The sequence below is a fragment of the Micromonospora siamensis genome (assembly GCF_900090305.1).
Lineage (GTDB): Bacteria > Actinomycetota > Actinomycetes > Mycobacteriales > Micromonosporaceae > Micromonospora > Micromonospora siamensis.
Window position 1 is genome coordinate 1,610,115 of record NZ_LT607751.1, and the last position, 14,286, is coordinate 1,624,400.

The 14,286-nt window shown below is 74.1% G+C and carries 12 protein-coding genes; 8 read left to right on the forward strand and 4 right to left on the reverse strand.

Going from position 1 to position 14,286, the window contains the following annotated elements; genetic code table 11:
- Positions 1 to 131 precede the first annotated feature (131 nt).
- Positions 132 to 1,040: a cyclase family protein gene (locus GA0074704_RS07550; RefSeq protein ID WP_088969828.1), complete on the reverse strand. Its 909-nt coding sequence runs from the start codon at positions 1,038 to 1,040 to the stop codon at positions 132 to 134.
- A 288-nt stretch (positions 1,041 to 1,328) separates the two neighbouring features.
- Positions 1,329 to 2,240, reverse strand: a complete 912-nt coding sequence (locus GA0074704_RS07555; protein ID WP_088969829.1) for a helix-turn-helix domain-containing protein — start codon at positions 2,238 to 2,240, stop codon at positions 1,329 to 1,331.
- A gap of 134 nt (positions 2,241 to 2,374) precedes the next feature.
- On the opposite strand from GA0074704_RS07555, the gene mfd reads away from it, so the two are divergent.
- From mfd to GA0074704_RS07575, 4 genes are read left to right on the forward strand one after another with little or no spacing between them, the layout of a single operon-like run.
- On the forward strand, positions 2,375 to 6,022 hold the full coding sequence (mfd, locus tag GA0074704_RS07560) for a transcription-repair coupling factor (RefSeq protein ID WP_088969830.1): 3,648 nt from the start codon (positions 2,375 to 2,377) through the stop codon (positions 6,020 to 6,022).
- Positions 6,023 to 6,077: 55 nt separating this feature from the next.
- On the forward strand, positions 6,078 to 6,797 hold the full coding sequence (locus tag GA0074704_RS07565) for a hypothetical protein (RefSeq protein ID WP_088969831.1): 720 nt from the start codon (positions 6,078 to 6,080) through the stop codon (positions 6,795 to 6,797).
- A complete protein-coding gene (locus GA0074704_RS07570; RefSeq protein WP_088969832.1) occupies positions 6,794 to 7,786 on the forward strand; it encodes a nucleoside triphosphate pyrophosphohydrolase in 993 nt (330 codons plus the stop codon). The genes GA0074704_RS07565 and GA0074704_RS07570 overlap by 4 nt, the downstream gene beginning before the upstream one ends.
- 9 nt (positions 7,787 to 7,795) lie before the next feature.
- A complete protein-coding gene (locus GA0074704_RS07575) occupies positions 7,796 to 9,415 on the forward strand; it encodes a DUF885 domain-containing protein (protein ID WP_088969833.1) in 1,620 nt (539 codons plus the stop codon).
- Between the two features lie 9 nt (positions 9,416 to 9,424).
- Here GA0074704_RS07575 and GA0074704_RS07580 read toward each other — a convergent pair whose 3' ends face one another.
- Positions 9,425 to 10,333: an NAD(+) diphosphatase gene (locus GA0074704_RS07580; RefSeq protein ID WP_231926783.1), complete on the reverse strand. Its 909-nt coding sequence runs from the start codon at positions 10,331 to 10,333 to the stop codon at positions 9,425 to 9,427.
- Positions 10,330 to 11,022 carry a hypothetical protein gene (locus GA0074704_RS07585; RefSeq protein ID WP_088969834.1) on the reverse strand — a complete coding sequence of 231 codons (693 nt, stop codon included), beginning with the start codon at positions 11,020 to 11,022 and terminating at the stop codon, positions 10,330 to 10,332. The genes GA0074704_RS07580 and GA0074704_RS07585 overlap by 4 nt, the downstream gene beginning before the upstream one ends.
- A 216-nt stretch (positions 11,023 to 11,238) precedes the next feature.
- Here GA0074704_RS07585 and eno point away from each other — a divergent pair, with 216 nt between their 5' ends.
- From eno to GA0074704_RS07605, 4 genes are read left to right on the forward strand one after another with little or no spacing between them, the layout of a single operon-like run.
- The gene (gene eno / locus GA0074704_RS07590) at positions 11,239 to 12,522 is read left to right on the forward strand and encodes a phosphopyruvate hydratase (protein WP_088969835.1); all 1,284 of its coding nucleotides are present in this window, start codon (positions 11,239 to 11,241) and stop codon (positions 12,520 to 12,522) included.
- A 32-nt stretch (positions 12,523 to 12,554) separates the two neighbouring features.
- A complete protein-coding gene (locus tag GA0074704_RS07595; protein WP_088973526.1) occupies positions 12,555 to 13,184 on the forward strand; it encodes an FtsB family cell division protein in 630 nt (209 codons plus the stop codon).
- A 37-nt stretch (positions 13,185 to 13,221) separates the two neighbouring features.
- Positions 13,222 to 13,779: a DUF501 domain-containing protein gene (locus GA0074704_RS07600; protein ID WP_088973527.1), complete on the forward strand. Its 558-nt coding sequence runs from the start codon at positions 13,222 to 13,224 to the stop codon at positions 13,777 to 13,779.
- The gene (locus GA0074704_RS07605) at positions 13,776 to 14,285 is read left to right on the forward strand and encodes an amino-acid N-acetyltransferase (protein WP_088969836.1); all 510 of its coding nucleotides are present in this window, start codon (positions 13,776 to 13,778) and stop codon (positions 14,283 to 14,285) included. The genes GA0074704_RS07600 and GA0074704_RS07605 overlap by 4 nt, the downstream gene beginning before the upstream one ends.
- The last annotated feature ends 1 nt before the right edge of the window (position 14,286 follow it).

Consider the following 14,286-nt stretch of genomic DNA (forward strand, 5'->3'; position numbering starts at 1 on the left):
CTCTCACGTCTGTAGGCGCCGAGCGGGCGGTTCGGTAGGCGCCGAGCGGGCGGTGACGCAGGCCAGATCCGCGAGCATCAGGGCCGGTGGGTCGGTCGGCCCGGTCGCCGGTCGCTCTGCCGCCGGGACGTTCAGTCGACGACGGCGAAGGCACGGACCGGGAAGGTGCCCATGCCGGCCACCCGGGGCGGGGCGGCGGTGAACCGGAAACCGGTCGGCGGCAGCGCTTCCAGGCCGGTCAGGTGCTCCACGATCGGGATTCCCGCAGCGAGCAGCGCGCTGTGCGCCGGGCGCTCACCCCGCGCCGCCGGCCCCATGTCGTCGATGTTGATCGAGTCGATGCCGACCAGGGCGGCGCCCGCCGCCACCAGGGCCTCGGCGCCCTCCCCGGTCAGGTACGGCGCCTCGGGTGCGGCGTACCGGTCGGTGCCGAAGTGCGCGTCCCAGCCGGTGTGCAGCAGCACCGCCCGCCCGGCCACCTCGTACGGGGCGAGTAGCAGGCGGTCCACGGCCCGGGTGCCGGCCGGTACCCGCACCACCAGCGCCGGCAGGTCGGCGAGGCGGTCCACCGGCACCCCGCTGAGGTCGGCGCCGTCGGCGAAGCGGTGCGCGGGCGTGTCCACGTACGTGCCGGTGTTGGCGATCATGTCGATCCGGGCGACGTGGAACTCGACGCCCGGGGCGTAGGTCGCCCGGGACGCCTCCCGGGTCAGCCAGTCGCTGATCCGCGGCGCCGGCCAGCCGGGCAGCGTGACCATGCCGTCGGTGACCGGGTGGCTCAGCTCGACCAGGCGCCGCCGGCCGGGCGCGTCGGCCGCCACGCCCCGACCGCCCTTGTGCGCCTCCCGGATGATCGTCTTCTCGCTGATCCGGACCTCGGCGACCATCAACAGGCCGAGGTGGCGGACCAGGAGCGCGGCCAGCGCCTCGTCGGTGATCTCCGGGCCGGGGATGTCCAGCCGGAAACCCTCGGTCCGCAGTCCACCGCCGTTGGCGAACGCGATCTCGGCGTCGAACTGTGCGCGGTACTGCTCCGTCATGACTCCACCGCACCACGCCCACCGGCAACGGTCAAGATCATTGTGGGAAGCGGCGCCGTACGCGGGGCAGGGGGGTGCGCGACGTACGGCGCCGCACCGGGGCGGACGACCGGCCGGGGCCGGACGTCGCGCCCCGGACCGGGCCCGCGGGCCCCCCCGAACAGGCCCGCAATCCCGCGCCGGTGGCACCGGCGTCACCCCGAGGGGCGATGGATCCATCCTCGCCGCCCGGCTCGGGACCGGTCTTGAACTTTCTTGCTCGGTTGCCGGCCTTCCCCCTCGGCGGCGTCAGCGCCGGTGCGTCTCCGGCCCGGCCAGCAGCCGGCGCAGCCGGGCCGGCGGGTGACCCACCTGGGCCCGGACCACCCGGGTCAGGTGGGCCTGGTCGGCGAAGCCGTACTCGCTGGCCAGGCTCCCCAGCGGCCGGTCCTCCGGCTCGGCCAGGGTGTCCAGCACCGCGCGCACCCGCAGCCGGTTCCGGTACGCGGTCAGGCTGCTCCCGGTCATCCGCTGGAAGACCCGGCTCAGGTGGTGCGGTGAGGCGCCCACCTCCTTGGCCACCTCGTCCAGGCCCAGGGTGAAGTCGGAGTTCGCCAGCACCTCGCGGGCCCGGTCGGCGAGCCGACGGTGGGCGGCCAGGGTGGCCGGCCGCCGGGAGATGACCCGCTCGACGTCGGCGTCCGCCCCGCCGGTGGCCAGCCCGCTGTGCTGGAAGAGCCGGGCCAGGAAGCGGTGCATCCGCTCGGTCGCCTCGAACCCGTCCAGGCCGCGGCGGAACTCGGCCACCAGCATCCGGTGCGCCAGGTCCAGCGAGGCGTCGGAGGAGCCGTCCCAGCCGTCGCGTTCCAGCCAGCGGGCCGCGTCCGGCCGCTCCGCCAGCACGGAGGGGGCGATCTCCAGGCAGGTGAACGTGTCACCGCAGCCGTACGGGTGGGCCACGGCCATCTCGTCGCCGGGTCGGGTGAGCGTGATCGAGGTGGCGTCGGCCAGCCCGGTGCGCCCGTTGAGCCACTTGCGGTACGCCCCGGAGCGGCCGAGCACGACCTTGTGGCGGTCCTCGACGACCGTGGCCGTCCAGCCGTGGTCCTCGACGATGCACCGGGCCTGGAAGATCAACATCCCGGCCGGGTGCCCCAGCACCCGCCAGCGGGCGGACGTGGTCTGTCGACGTGGATCGCTGCCGGTTCCCTCAGCGGGCATGGGTCCCCCCTGGGTGCTCGTCGCCGCCGCGGCGACCGATCGTTCCCAGGAGAGATAGTGTCGACCGGAGGACCCCCCGTCCAGTCCCGGACGCGGGGTGATCGTCGTGCGTCCCCGCTGGAAGTGATGATCACATGCTCACCGGCCTCTTCTCCGCCGCCCTGGCCGACTCCGCCCTGACCCGGGCGCGCGACCTCGCCCGCTCCGGCGCGGCCCAGGTCGACGGGCTCGACCTGACCGCGCCCGCCGCGCTGCGGCCGTTCGCCGTCGCGGCCGTGGCGGCCGACGAGCCGGCCGGCGGGGCCGGCCGACCGGTGCTGGCGGTCACCGCCACCACCCGCGAGGCCGACGACCTGGCTTCCGCGCTGGGCAGCCTGCTCCCGCCGGAGCAGGTGGCGGTCTTCCCGTCCTGGGAGACGCTGCCGCACGAGCGCCTGTCGCCGCGCTCGGACACCGTCGGCCGGCGACTGGCCGTGCTGCGCCGGCTCGCCCACCCGGACACCGCCGACGCGCACGGTCGCACCGGGCCGCTGCGGGTGGTGGTGGCGCCCATCCGGTCCCTGCTCCAGCCGCAGCTCAAGGGGCTCGGCGACCTGGATCCGGTGCAGCTCGCCGCCGGCGAGGAGGCCGACCTGGAGGAGGTCGCCCGCCGGCTCACCGACCTGGCGTACGCGCGGGTCGACCTGGTCACCAAGCGCGGCGAGTACGCCGTGCGCGGCGGCATCCTGGACGTCTTCCCGCCCACCGACGAGCACCCCTCCCGGGTGGAGTTCTGGGGCGACGAGGTGGAGGAGATCCGCACCTTCGCCGTTGCCGACCAGCGGACCATCGAGGGCGTACCGCAGCTCTGGGCGCCGCCCTGCCGGGAACTGCTGCTCACCCCGTCGGTGCGCGAGCGGGCCGCCGCGCTGGCCCAGGAGCACCCCGAGCTGGCGGAGATCCTGGACAAGCTGGCCGAGGGCATCCCGGTCGAGGGGATGGAGTCGCTGGTCCCGGCGCTGCTCGGCGACGAGAGCCTGGAACTGCTCGTCGACACCATGCCGGCCGGCACCCACGTGCTGCTCTGCGACCCGGAGCGGATCCGCACCCGGGCGCACGACCTGGTGCGTACCTCGGAGGAGTTCCTCCAGGCCAGCTGGGCCGCCGCCGCGACCGGCGGGCAGGCCCCGGTGGACCTGGGCGCCGCCGCCTTCCGGACCCTCGGCGACGTCCGGGCGCGGGCCCGGACGCTGCGCCAGCCCTGGTGGACGCTGTCGCCGTTCGGCCTGGTCGCCGCCGACGGGGACGGGGCGGCGCGGCAGCCCTGGGAGGACGAGCCGGCCGAGGTGGACGTCACCCCCGACGACGCGATCGCGGTGACCCTGGCCGCCCAGCCGGCCCCGCTCTATCACGGCGAGACCGCCCGGGTGGTCGAGGACCTGAAGCGCTGGGCCGGCGAGGGCTGGTCGATCGCGCTGGTCTTCGAGGGGCACGGTCCCGCCCAGCGGGCCGTCGAGGTGCTCCGCGACGCCGGCCTGGGTGCCCGGCTCACCGAGGAGGTGCCGACCGCGCCCGCCCCCGGCGAGCTGCTGGTCTCCTGCGGCTGCCTGACCGCCGGCTTCGTCGACGAGGCGTCGCGGTTCGTGCTGCTCACCGGCAACGACGTCAGCGGCGGCCGGGGCACCTCCATGCGGGACGTGCGCAAGATGCCCAGCCGGCGGCGCAACACCATCGACCCGCTGGAGCTCAAGGCCGGCGACTTCGTGGTGCACGAGCAGCACGGCATCGGCCGGTACGTCGAGCTGGTCCAGCGGACCGTCAACGGCGCGAGCCGCGAATACCTGGTCATCGAGTACGCCGCCAGCAAGCGCGGCCAGCCCGGCGACCGGCTCTTCGTCCCCACCGACCAGCTCGACCAGCTGAGCCGGTACGTCGGCGGCGAGCAGCCGACCCTGCACAAGATGGGCGGCTCGGACTGGCAGAAGTCCAAGGCCCGGGCCCGCAAGGCGGTCAAGGAGATCGCCGCCCAGCTGATCCAGCTGTACGCGGCCCGTAAGGCGTCCAAGGGGCACTCGTTCGGCCCGGACACCCCGTGGCAGCGGGAGCTGGAGGACGCCTTCCCCTGGCAGGAGACGCCGGACCAGCTGGCCGCCATCGAGGAGGTCAAGCGGGACATGGAACAGACCGTCCCGATGGACCGGCTGATCTGCGGCGACGTCGGCTACGGCAAGACCGAGATCGCCGTCCGGGCCGCGTTCAAGGCGGTGCAGGACGGCAAGCAGGTGGCCGTGCTGGTGCCCACCACCCTGCTGGTGCAGCAGCACTACAACACCTTCGCCGAGCGGATGAGCCAGTTCCCGGTGACGATCAAGCAGCTGTCCCGGTTCCAGACGCCGAAGGAGGCCGAGCAGACCCTGGAGATGGCCGCCGAGGGCACCGCCGACATCGTCATCGGCACCCACCGGCTGCTCCAGGCCGCCACCCGGTTCAAGTCGCTGGGCATGGTCATCGTCGACGAGGAGCAGCGCTTCGGCGTCGAGCACAAGGAGCACCTGAAGACCATGCGGGCCTCGGTCGACGTGCTGAGCATGTCGGCCACCCCGATCCCGCGGACGCTGGAGATGGCGATCACCGGCATCCGGGAGATGTCCACCATCGCCACCCCGCCGGAGGAGCGGCACCCGGTGCTCACCTTCGTCGGGGCGTACGACGACCGGCAGGTGGCCGCCTCCATCCACCGGGAACTGCTCCGCGACGGGCAGGTCTTCTACCTGCACAACCGGGTCGAGTCGATCGACCGGGCGGCCCGCCGGATCCGCGAGCTGGTGCCCGAGGCGCGGGTCGCGGTGGCGCACGGCCAGCTGGGCGAGGACGCCCTGGAGAAGGTGATGGTCGGCTTCTGGGAGAAGGAGTTCGACGTCCTGGTCTGCACCACGATCGTCGAGTCCGGCATCGACATCCCGAACGCCAACACGCTGATCGTGGAGCGGGCCGACCTGCTCGGCCTGGCCCAGCTGCACCAGATCCGCGGCCGGGTCGGCCGGGGCCGGGAGCGGGCGTACGCGTACTTCCTCTATCCGCCGGACAAGCCGCTCACCGAGCACGCCCACGAGCGGCTGGCCACCATCGCCCAGCACACCGAGCTGGGCGCCGGCATGTACGTGGCGATGAAGGACCTGGAGATCCGCGGCGCCGGCAACCTGCTCGGTGGCGAGCAGTCCGGGCACATCGAGGGCGTCGGCTTCGACCTGTACGTCCGGATGGTCGGCGAGGCGGTCTCGGCGTTCAAGGGTGAGCGCACCGAGGAGGAGACCGACGTCAAGATCGACCTGCCGATCGACGCGCACCTGCCGCACGACTACGTGGGCGTGGAGCGGCTGCGCCTGGAGATGTACCGCAAGCTCGCGGAGGCGCGCGACGACGAGCGGCTGCGCGAGGTGGTCGCCGAGATGACCGACCGGTACGGCGAGCCGCCCGCGCCGGTGCAGAACCTCGTCGCGGTGGCCCGGTTCCGGCTGCTGGCCCGCCGGTACGGCCTCACCGACGTCTCCATGCAGGGCAGGCACATCCGGTTCGGCCCGCTGCCGCTGCCCGACTCCAAGCAGATGCGGCTCAAGCGCTACCACCCGGACTCGGTCTACAAGTCGGCCACCGACCAGGTCAGCGTGCCCCGGCCGAGCACCCGTCGGGTCGGCGGGGAGCCGCTGCGCGACCAGGCCCTGCTGGAGTGGTGCGCGCAGCTCCTCAAGGATGTGCTTGGTGAACCGGTGGCGGCGCAGCCGGCGGGGGCCGGTGCCCGGTGAGCGGTCGGGGTGGGCGGCGTCACAGCGGCGTGCCGGTCGTGAGAGAGTGACCGTCATGCGTGCTCGCCGTCTTGTCGCCGTCGCCAGCGTGGCGGTCGGTCTCGTCGCCCTCTCCGGTTGCCGTACCGAGCCCGGTGTCGCCGCGTACGTCGGCGACCACCGGATCACCGAGGATGCGGTCACCGGCATCCTCGACGAGCTGAAGGGCAAGCTGCCGACGCAAGAGCCCGCCCAGGCCCCCGCCGGGCAGGAGTCCGCCGCCCCGGCCGCCTCGCGGCTGCCGGCCCGTTCCCAGGTGGTCAGCACCCTGGTGCTGCTGGACGTCTGCAGGAAGGCCAGCGAGGAGAAGGGCTACCGCGCGCAGGGGCAGGTGCAGGCGCAGCAGGTCGCCCAGCAGTTCGGCCTGCCGGCCGACGCGGCGTACCCGCAGCGGGTCGCCGAGCTCTACACCTGCCTGTCCGGCGTGCCGGCCGGCGAGCCGGTGGCGCCCACCAAGGAGGAGCTGACCGACCTGGTGGCGGCCGGCAAGAAGGCCGGCGCGATCCCACCGGAGGTGACCGTGGAGCAGGCCGCCGGCCAGCTCGACGGCGACCAGCTGCGCAGCGCGCTGGCCACCCGCAAGACGCTCGCCGAGGCGGTCAGCGGGTACGACGTCACGGTCAACCCCCGCTACCGCCCGCTGGCGTTCCCGGTGCTCAGCTTCTCCGGCGACGTGCCCGCGATCAGCGTGCCGCTGGGTGAGGCCGGCAACGACGCGGTGGTCGACGCGGGTTGAGCGGCACCGCCCGGATCGTCCTGCTGGTCACCTCGCCCCGGCTCCCCGCCGGGCTGATGACGGCGGCCGCCTGGGACGTCGTACGCGCGTCGCCGGTGCTGGCGGGCGCGGAGAGCGAGCTGACCGCGGCCGTGCGCACGGCGGGCGTCGAGGTCACAGTGGTCGAAACCGGCGCGACGCAGGCGGTGCTGGACGCGGTGGCCGGGCACGGCACGGCGGTCTGGCTGGCCGGCCCGGGTGGCGACGAGTCGCTCGCCCGGGAGTTGGGGCTGCGGCTGGCCCGCGAGCCGGGTCTGGCCGAGCTGGAGCTGATGTACGGCTCGTGGGACCCGCCGGGGGCCCGGCTGCTCGACGCCGTCGAGGTGATGGACCGGCTGGCCTCCCCGGGCGGTGACCCGTGGAAGCTGGCGCAGACCCACCGCAGCCTGGCCGGCTTCCTGATCGAGGAGTGCTACGAGGCGTACGACGCGATCAGCGCCGACGACACCGACGCGCTCCGCGAAGAACTGGGTGACGTGCTGCTCCAGGTGCTGCTGCACGCCCGGCTGGCGGAGAACCTGCCCGAGGGCGAACGCTGGACGGTGGACGACGTGGCGGGCAGCCTGGTGGACAAGATGGTCCGCCGCAACCCGCACGTCTTCTCCGGGGCGCAGGCCGGCACGCTGGAGGAGATCGAGGCGAACTGGGAGCGGATCAAGCAGGCCGAGAAGGTCCGCAGGTCGGTGCTGGACGGCGTCGCGTTGAGCCAGCCGGCGCTGGCCCTGGCCGCGAAGGTGCTGGACCGGGCCGCCCGGGTCGGGCTGGCCGTCCCGCCGCCCCTGGCCGAGTCCCAGGTGGATCCCGAGGCGAGACTGGGCGCCGGCCTGCTGGCCACGGTGGCCGCCGCCCGACAGGCCGGGATCGACCCCGAGGCGGCGCTGCGCCGGGCCACCCTCGGCTACGCCGAAGCCGTCCGCGCCGCCGAGCAGGAGCGGCCCGAAGATCGGTAGGGTCGGGGAATGGAAGAGTTCGTGCCGCTCGCGGAGCGGATCGTCGAGGCCGTGCTGGAGAGCCGGCCGGGGCTGGCCACCTCCGTCGGCGACCACCGCTACGACGACCGACTGCCGGACCTGTCCCCGGACGGCCTGGTCGCCGAGCGGGCCATGCTCCGCGACGCCGCCGACGCCCTCGCCGAGCTCGACCCCGACTCCCTCGACGTCGACCAGCGGGTGGACCACGCCCTGCTCAGCAGCCTGGTCGACCGCGGCCTGTTCGAGTCGACCGAGGTCCGCGCGCACGAGTGGGACCCGCTGCGACACAACCCCGGCCCGCTGCTGCACGCCCTGCTGGCCCGCCCGTTCGCCCCGGCCGAGGTCCGGCTGGAGAGCCTGGCCGGTCGACTGCGGGCCGTCCCGGACGCGCTGGCGATCGCCCGGTCGACGCTGCGCGACATGCCCCGGGTGCACGTCGAGACGGCCGTCGGCCAGTTCACCGGCACCGCCGCGCTGATCCGGGACGAGGTGCCCGGGCTGCTGGCCGAGGCGCCCGCGCTGCACGGCACGGTCGAACCGGCCGCCACCGCCGCGATCGCCGCCCTGGACGAGTTCGTGGCCTGGCTGCGCGGCAGCCTGGCCGCCGACGCCGGCCCCGGGCGGGACCCCCGGCTGGGCCGCCGGCTCTGGGAGGCGCGGCTCTGGCACACCCTGGACACCGAGCTGGGCGCCGCCGAGGTGCAGCGCCGCGCGTGGGCGAACCTGGAGCGGGTCACCGAGGAGATCCGCGCCGCCGCCGTCGAGCTGGTCGGTGGGCCGGCCGACGACGAGACCGTTCGCCGGGCGCTGGACCTGCTCGCCGCCGAGCACCCCGACGACCACACCATCGTGGACCTGGCGTCGGTGACGCTGGACGAGGCGGCCGACTTCGTCCGGGCGCACGACCTGGTCAGCCTGGTCGACGACCCGTGCGTGATCCAGGAGATGCCGGAGTTCGCCCGGGGCGTCGCGGTGGCGTACTGCGACTCGCCGGGGCCGCTGGAGTCGGCGCCGCTGCCGACGTTCTACTGCATCGCGCCGACCCCGGCGGACTGGCCGGCGCACCGGGTGGAGTCGTTCTACCGGGAATACAACGACCACATGATCCGCAACCTGACCGTGCACGAGGCGATGCCCGGTCACTTCCTCCAGCTGGCCCACGCCCGCCGCCACGCCGGCGACACCCGGGTCCGGGCGCTGACCGAGTCCGGCGTCTTCATCGAGGGCTGGGCGGTCTACGCCGAGGAGCTGATGGTGGGCCTCGGCTTCGGCGGGCTGCCGGTGCGGTTGCAACAGCTCAAGATGCAACTGCGGATGACCATCAACGCGCTGCTCGACCAGCTCGTGCACTGCGACCAGATGGCCGAGGCGGACGCGATGGCGTTGATGACCGAGCGGGGCTTCCAGGAGGAGGGCGAGGCGGCCGGCAAGTGGCGTCGGGCGTTGCTCACCTCGACGCAGCTCTCCACCTACTTCGTCGGGTACAGCGAGATGGCCGAGATCGGCGCCGCCCGCCCGGACGGGGTGTCGGCCCGGCAGTGGCACGACGCCATGCTGGCGCACGACTGCCCGCCGCCGCGCCACCTGCGCACCCTGCTCGGGATGTAGCGAGGGGCGTCACGACCCGGCGGCGACCGCGTCGACCAGCCAGCGGGAGATCGAGTACGCGGGCGGCAACTCCACCGGCAGCGCGTCCAGCGGGAACCAGCGCGCCTCGGTCAGCTCCCGACGGTCGACGACCGGCTCGGCGGCGGGGTCGGCCACGATGGCGGTGAACCCGGCGAGCAGGGTGCCCGGGCCGGACAGCGCCCACGGCTGGCTGCCGAAGTAGGCCACCCGGTCGAGGGTGAGCCCGACCTCCTCGCCGACCTCCCGGCGGGCGGCGCCCTCCAGCGTCTCGCCGGCCTCGACGAACCCGGCGACCAGCGCCCACAGCTCCGTCGGCCCGTACGCGTGCCGGACCAGCAGCAGCTCGTCGGGGCGGCCGGCCGGTCCGGGGCGGGTGATCGCCACCAGCACCGCGACCGACAGCGGCAGGAACACGGTCAGGCCGCATTCGGGGCACCGGCGGGCGCTCTCGCCGGGCACGTCGGTCAGTTCCGCCCGGCAGGCCCCGCACCACCGGTGCGTACGCCGAAAGCCGACCACGGCCAGCGCCCGGCCGGCGAGGACGGCCAGCGGCTCGGGCGTGGTCGCGGCGAGCCGCCGCCAGCTCCGCCAACTGCCCGGTAGCGCCTCTGGGTCGGTGACCGCGGCGGTCCACGCCGGCACCCCGTCGAGGGTGCCGACCGGCAGCCAGTCGGTGCGGGCCGGCAGCTCACCGATCCGGTGGAAGGCGCCGTCGGGACCGGTGAGCACCTTGTGGCCGGCGACGGGCACGGCCAGGTCGGTCGCCGCCGGCGGGGCGCCGGTTCCCGGCCCGGGCAGGAAGCCGGCGCCGGCGGGCGGCGTGTTCGCGGCGGCGGGTGTGGTCGCGGAGGCCGGCGTGGCTCCGGAGCCCGGCGCGGTCCCGGCCGGGTCGGTCACGGGGCGGTGGTCCGCCGGTCGACCAGGCCGGCGCCGGCCGGCGGCGCGAAGGCGGCGGGGTCGACGGTGTCGGCGTACCTGCTCAGGGTCAACTCGGTCGCCCGGCCGCCGATGCTGCCGGCGAAGCTGCCGAGCACACCGTCACCGGTCACGCAGGTGGTGAAGTCGCCGGTGGAGCGCTTCACGTCGACGCAGGTGGCGTGGTGGCCGGCGACGGTGGTGTCGGTGGCGGTCACCGTGGCGGCCGGGTCGAGCGCGGCGTCGGTGAGCAGCCGGATCACGCCCGGTGGGGTGACCAGCCCGCGCCGGGCGGCCTCGTCGTAGACCGGCACCGAGGGCTTTCCGGCGGTGGCCACCGGCGGCAGCACGGTGCAGGCCGTCCGGCCGGTGCTGTTGTCGCAGCGGGTGAGCGCGTCCTGGGTGACCGTGATCTTGCCGTCCGGCCAGGTGTACGCGGACGCGAGCGGCTTCTGGGTCTGGGCGATGGAGGCGGTCCGCCCGTCGGGGAGCCGGTACTCAGCGGTCCAGGTGCCGGCGAGCGCCTCGTCCATCTGGGCCGCGAGGTCGTTGACGAGGTCCGCCCGGTCCAGCCCGGCGCCGGCCTCGTCGAGGGCCTGGCAACCGGTGACCGAGAGCGACGCGATGACCGACACGGCGAGCAGACGGAGGGGTCTCAACACGGCGGGCATGCCGACCAGCGTGGTCGATCGGGTCCGCCGGACGCAAACCGGTTGCCGGTTGAGGCCCGAGAATACGGGAATGTCCGTGTCACCCGTCGTCGTGGACGGCTCCGGCCCCGAAGGCCATGCGGCGGGGCGGGGACCGATACGCTGCGTTCAACACCTGCCTCAGCCGCACCGTGGCGGCCCATACCGGACCGGAACACACAAACGAGGAGCGACTCAGTGGCAACCATCGAGGGAATCGTCGCCCGGGAGATCCTTGACTCGCGGGGCAACCCGACGGTCGAGGTCGAGGTCGGGCTCGACGACGGCACGATCGCCCGCGCCGCGGTGCCGTCCGGCGCCTCCACCGGCGCCTTCGAGGCGGTCGAGCTGCGCGACGGTGACAAGGACCGCTACCTGGGCAAGGGTGTCGAGAAGGCCGTCTCGAACATCGAGGACAAGATCGTCGACGAGCTGATCGGCTACGAGGCCAGCGAGCAGCGGCTGATCGACCAGAAGATGCTCGACATCGACGGCTCGGACAACAAGGGCGCGCTGGGCGCGAACGCCATCCTGGGTGTCTCGCTGGCCGTGGCGAAGGCCGCCGCCGGCAGCGCCGAGCTGAGCCTCTTCCGCTACCTGGGCGGCCCGAACGCGCATCTGCTGCCGGTGCCGATGATGAACATCCTCAACGGTGGCGCGCACGCCGACTCGAACGTCGACATCCAGGAGTTCATGATCGCGCCGATCGGCGCACCCACCTTCCGGGACGCGCTGCGCTCCGGCGCCGAGGTCTACCACGCGCTGAAGTCGGTGCTGAAGAAGAAGGACCTGTCGACCGGCCTGGGCGACGAGGGCGGCTTCGCGCCGAATCTGCCGACCAACGCCGCCGCCCTGGACCTGATCGCCGAGGCGGTGGAGAAGGCCGGCTACCGGCTCGGCACCGACATCGTCTTCGCGCTCGACGTGGCCGCCACCGAGTTCTTCGACAACGGCAGCTACACCTTCGAGGGCAGCGCGAAGAGCGCCGAGGAGATGAGCAACTACTACACCAAGCTGGCCGGTGACTACCCGATCGTCTCGATCGAGGACCCGCTGGCCGAGGACGACTGGAGCGGCTGGGCCACCCTCACCGCCGCGCTCGGCGACCGGATCCAGATCGTCGGCGACGACCTGTTCGTCACCAACCCGCAGCGCATCGCCCGGGGCATCACCGAGAAGGCCGCCAACGCCGTGCTGGTGAAGGTCAACCAGATCGGCTCGCTGACCGAGACCCTGGACGCGGTGGACCTGGCCCACCGGGCCGGCTTCAAGTGCATGATGAGCCACCGGTCCGGCGAGACCGAGGACACCACCATCGCCGACCTGGCCGTCGCCACCGGCTGCGGCCAGATCAAGACCGGCGCCCCGGCCCGCTCGGACCGGGTGGCGAAGTACAACCAGCTCCTGCGCATCGAGGAGGAGCTGGCCGACGCGGCGCGGTACGCCGGTGCCGGCGCGTTCCCGCGCTACCGTTCGGCCTGAGGCCGGGCACGCTTCGGGGGAGGGGTGTGAGGATGCCGCAGCGTCGCACACCGGGGGGCCAGCGTCCCGCCCGCCGGCCGGGTCAGCCCGGTCGGCCGGGCGCGGCCCGGATCCGGGTGCCGGCCCGCGAGGGCGGGGTCCGCGCCGAGCCGCGCGCCGCCGCCGGCCGCGCGCCCGGCGCGACCCGGGGCGCCGACGGCGTACGCCGTCCCGCCGCCGGCCGCCGTACCGCCGCGGGCGGCACGGTCCGGCGGCTCGCCGCACCCCACCCCCGACGCTTCACCGGGCGCGCCACCGTGCTCTTCGCGGTGCTGATCGCGCTCGCCCTGGCGTACACCTATCCGGTCCGGGTCTATCTCGACCAGCAGACCGACATCGAGCGGATGGAGGCGGCGCAGGCCGCCCAGCGCGAGGAGATCGCCGAGCTGTCCGAGCGGGCGGCGAAGTGGCGGGACGACGAGTACATCAAGATCCAGGCCCGGGAGCGGTTCTTCATGGGCAAGCCCGGCGAGAAGATCGTGATCGTGCTGGACGACCCGGCCGGCGCGGCCCGGGACGCGGGCGCGGGCAAGCCGGCGGCCCGGCCGGCCGCCCCGGACACCTGGTACGACACCCTGTGGTCCAGCATCCGCGCGGCGAACGACGACCGCGCCGGCAAGTGACCGCGCACCACCCGCGCACCGACGAAAGATGGACATCGTGACTGTCGTACCCCCGCCGGAGCCGGCTGCGGACTCCGTGACCCCGCCGCGCCGGGAGCCGGCGACCGAGGCCGACCTGGCCGCGGTGGCCGCGCAGCTGGGCCGTACGCCCCGGGGCACCCGGGCCGTCGCCCACCGCTGCCCGTGCGGCCTGCCGGACGTGGTGGAGACGACGCCCCGGCTGGCCGACGGCACCCCGTTTCCGACGCTGTTCTACCTGACCTGCCCCCGGGCCACGGCGGCGTGCAGCCGGCTGGAGTCGGCGGGGTTGATGAAGGAGATGGCGGAGCGGCTGGCCGAGGACCCGGAGCTGGCCGCCCGCTACCGGGCCGCGCACGAGGACTACCTGGCCCGGCGGGACGCGATCGGCGAGGTGCCGGAGATCGCCGGGATCTCCGCCGGTGGGATGCCCGGCCGGGTGAAGTGCCTGCACGTGCACCTGGGGCACGCGCTGGGCGCCGGGCCGGGGGTGAACCCGTTCGGCGACGAGACGCTGGCGCTGGTGGAGAAGTGGTGGGCCGCGGGCCCGTGCGTGGACGTCCCGGCGGCGGAGTGAGCGCGGATCCGGTGCTGGTCCGCCGGGCCCGTACCGGTGACGTGCGGGGCATCCGGCGGCTGGTCGACACGTACACCGACGACCGGCGGCTGCTCAGCAAGGCCACCGTCACCCTCTATGAGGACGTGCAGGAGTTCCGGGTGGCGGTGGACGCAGACGGGACGGTCGTCGGCTGCGGCGCGCTGCACGTGATGTGGGAGGACCTGGCCGAGATCCGGACGGTGGCGGTGGACCCGGCGTGCCGGGGTCGCCGGATCGGGCACCGGATCGTCGCCGAGCTGATCGACGCGGCCCGTGAGCTGGGCGTGGCCCGGATCTTCGTGCTCACCTTCGAGACCGACTTCTTCGCCTCGTTCGGCTTCCGGGCGATCGACGGGGCGCCGGTGCCGCAGCCGGTCTACGAGCAGCTGCTGCGCTCGTACGACGAGGGTGTGGCCGAGTTCCTGGACCTGGAACGGGTCAAGCCGAACACCCTGGGCAACACCCGGATGCTGCTGCGCCTGTGAC

What these genes read in the sequence shown, in the direction of transcription:
- GA0074704_RS07550 (WP_088969828.1), bottom strand. Translation starts at nt 1,040, where the DNA reads ATGACGGAGCAGTACCGCGCACAGTTCGACGCCGAGATCGCGTTCGCC.
- GA0074704_RS07555 (WP_088969829.1), bottom strand. Translation starts at nt 2,240, where the DNA reads ATGCCCGCTGAGGGAACCGGCAGCGATCCACGTCGACAGACCACGTCC.
- mfd (WP_088969830.1), top strand. Translation starts at nt 2,375, where the DNA reads ATGCTCACCGGCCTCTTCTCCGCCGCCCTGGCCGACTCCGCCCTGACC.
- GA0074704_RS07565 (WP_088969831.1), top strand. Translation starts at nt 6,078, where the DNA reads ATGCGTGCTCGCCGTCTTGTCGCCGTCGCCAGCGTGGCGGTCGGTCTC.
- GA0074704_RS07575 (WP_088969833.1), top strand. Translation starts at nt 7,796, where the DNA reads ATGGAAGAGTTCGTGCCGCTCGCGGAGCGGATCGTCGAGGCCGTGCTG.
- GA0074704_RS07585 (WP_088969834.1), bottom strand. Translation starts at nt 11,022, where the DNA reads ATGCCCGCCGTGTTGAGACCCCTCCGTCTGCTCGCCGTGTCGGTCATC.
- GA0074704_RS07595 (WP_088973526.1), top strand. Translation starts at nt 12,555, where the DNA reads ATGCCGCAGCGTCGCACACCGGGGGGCCAGCGTCCCGCCCGCCGGCCG.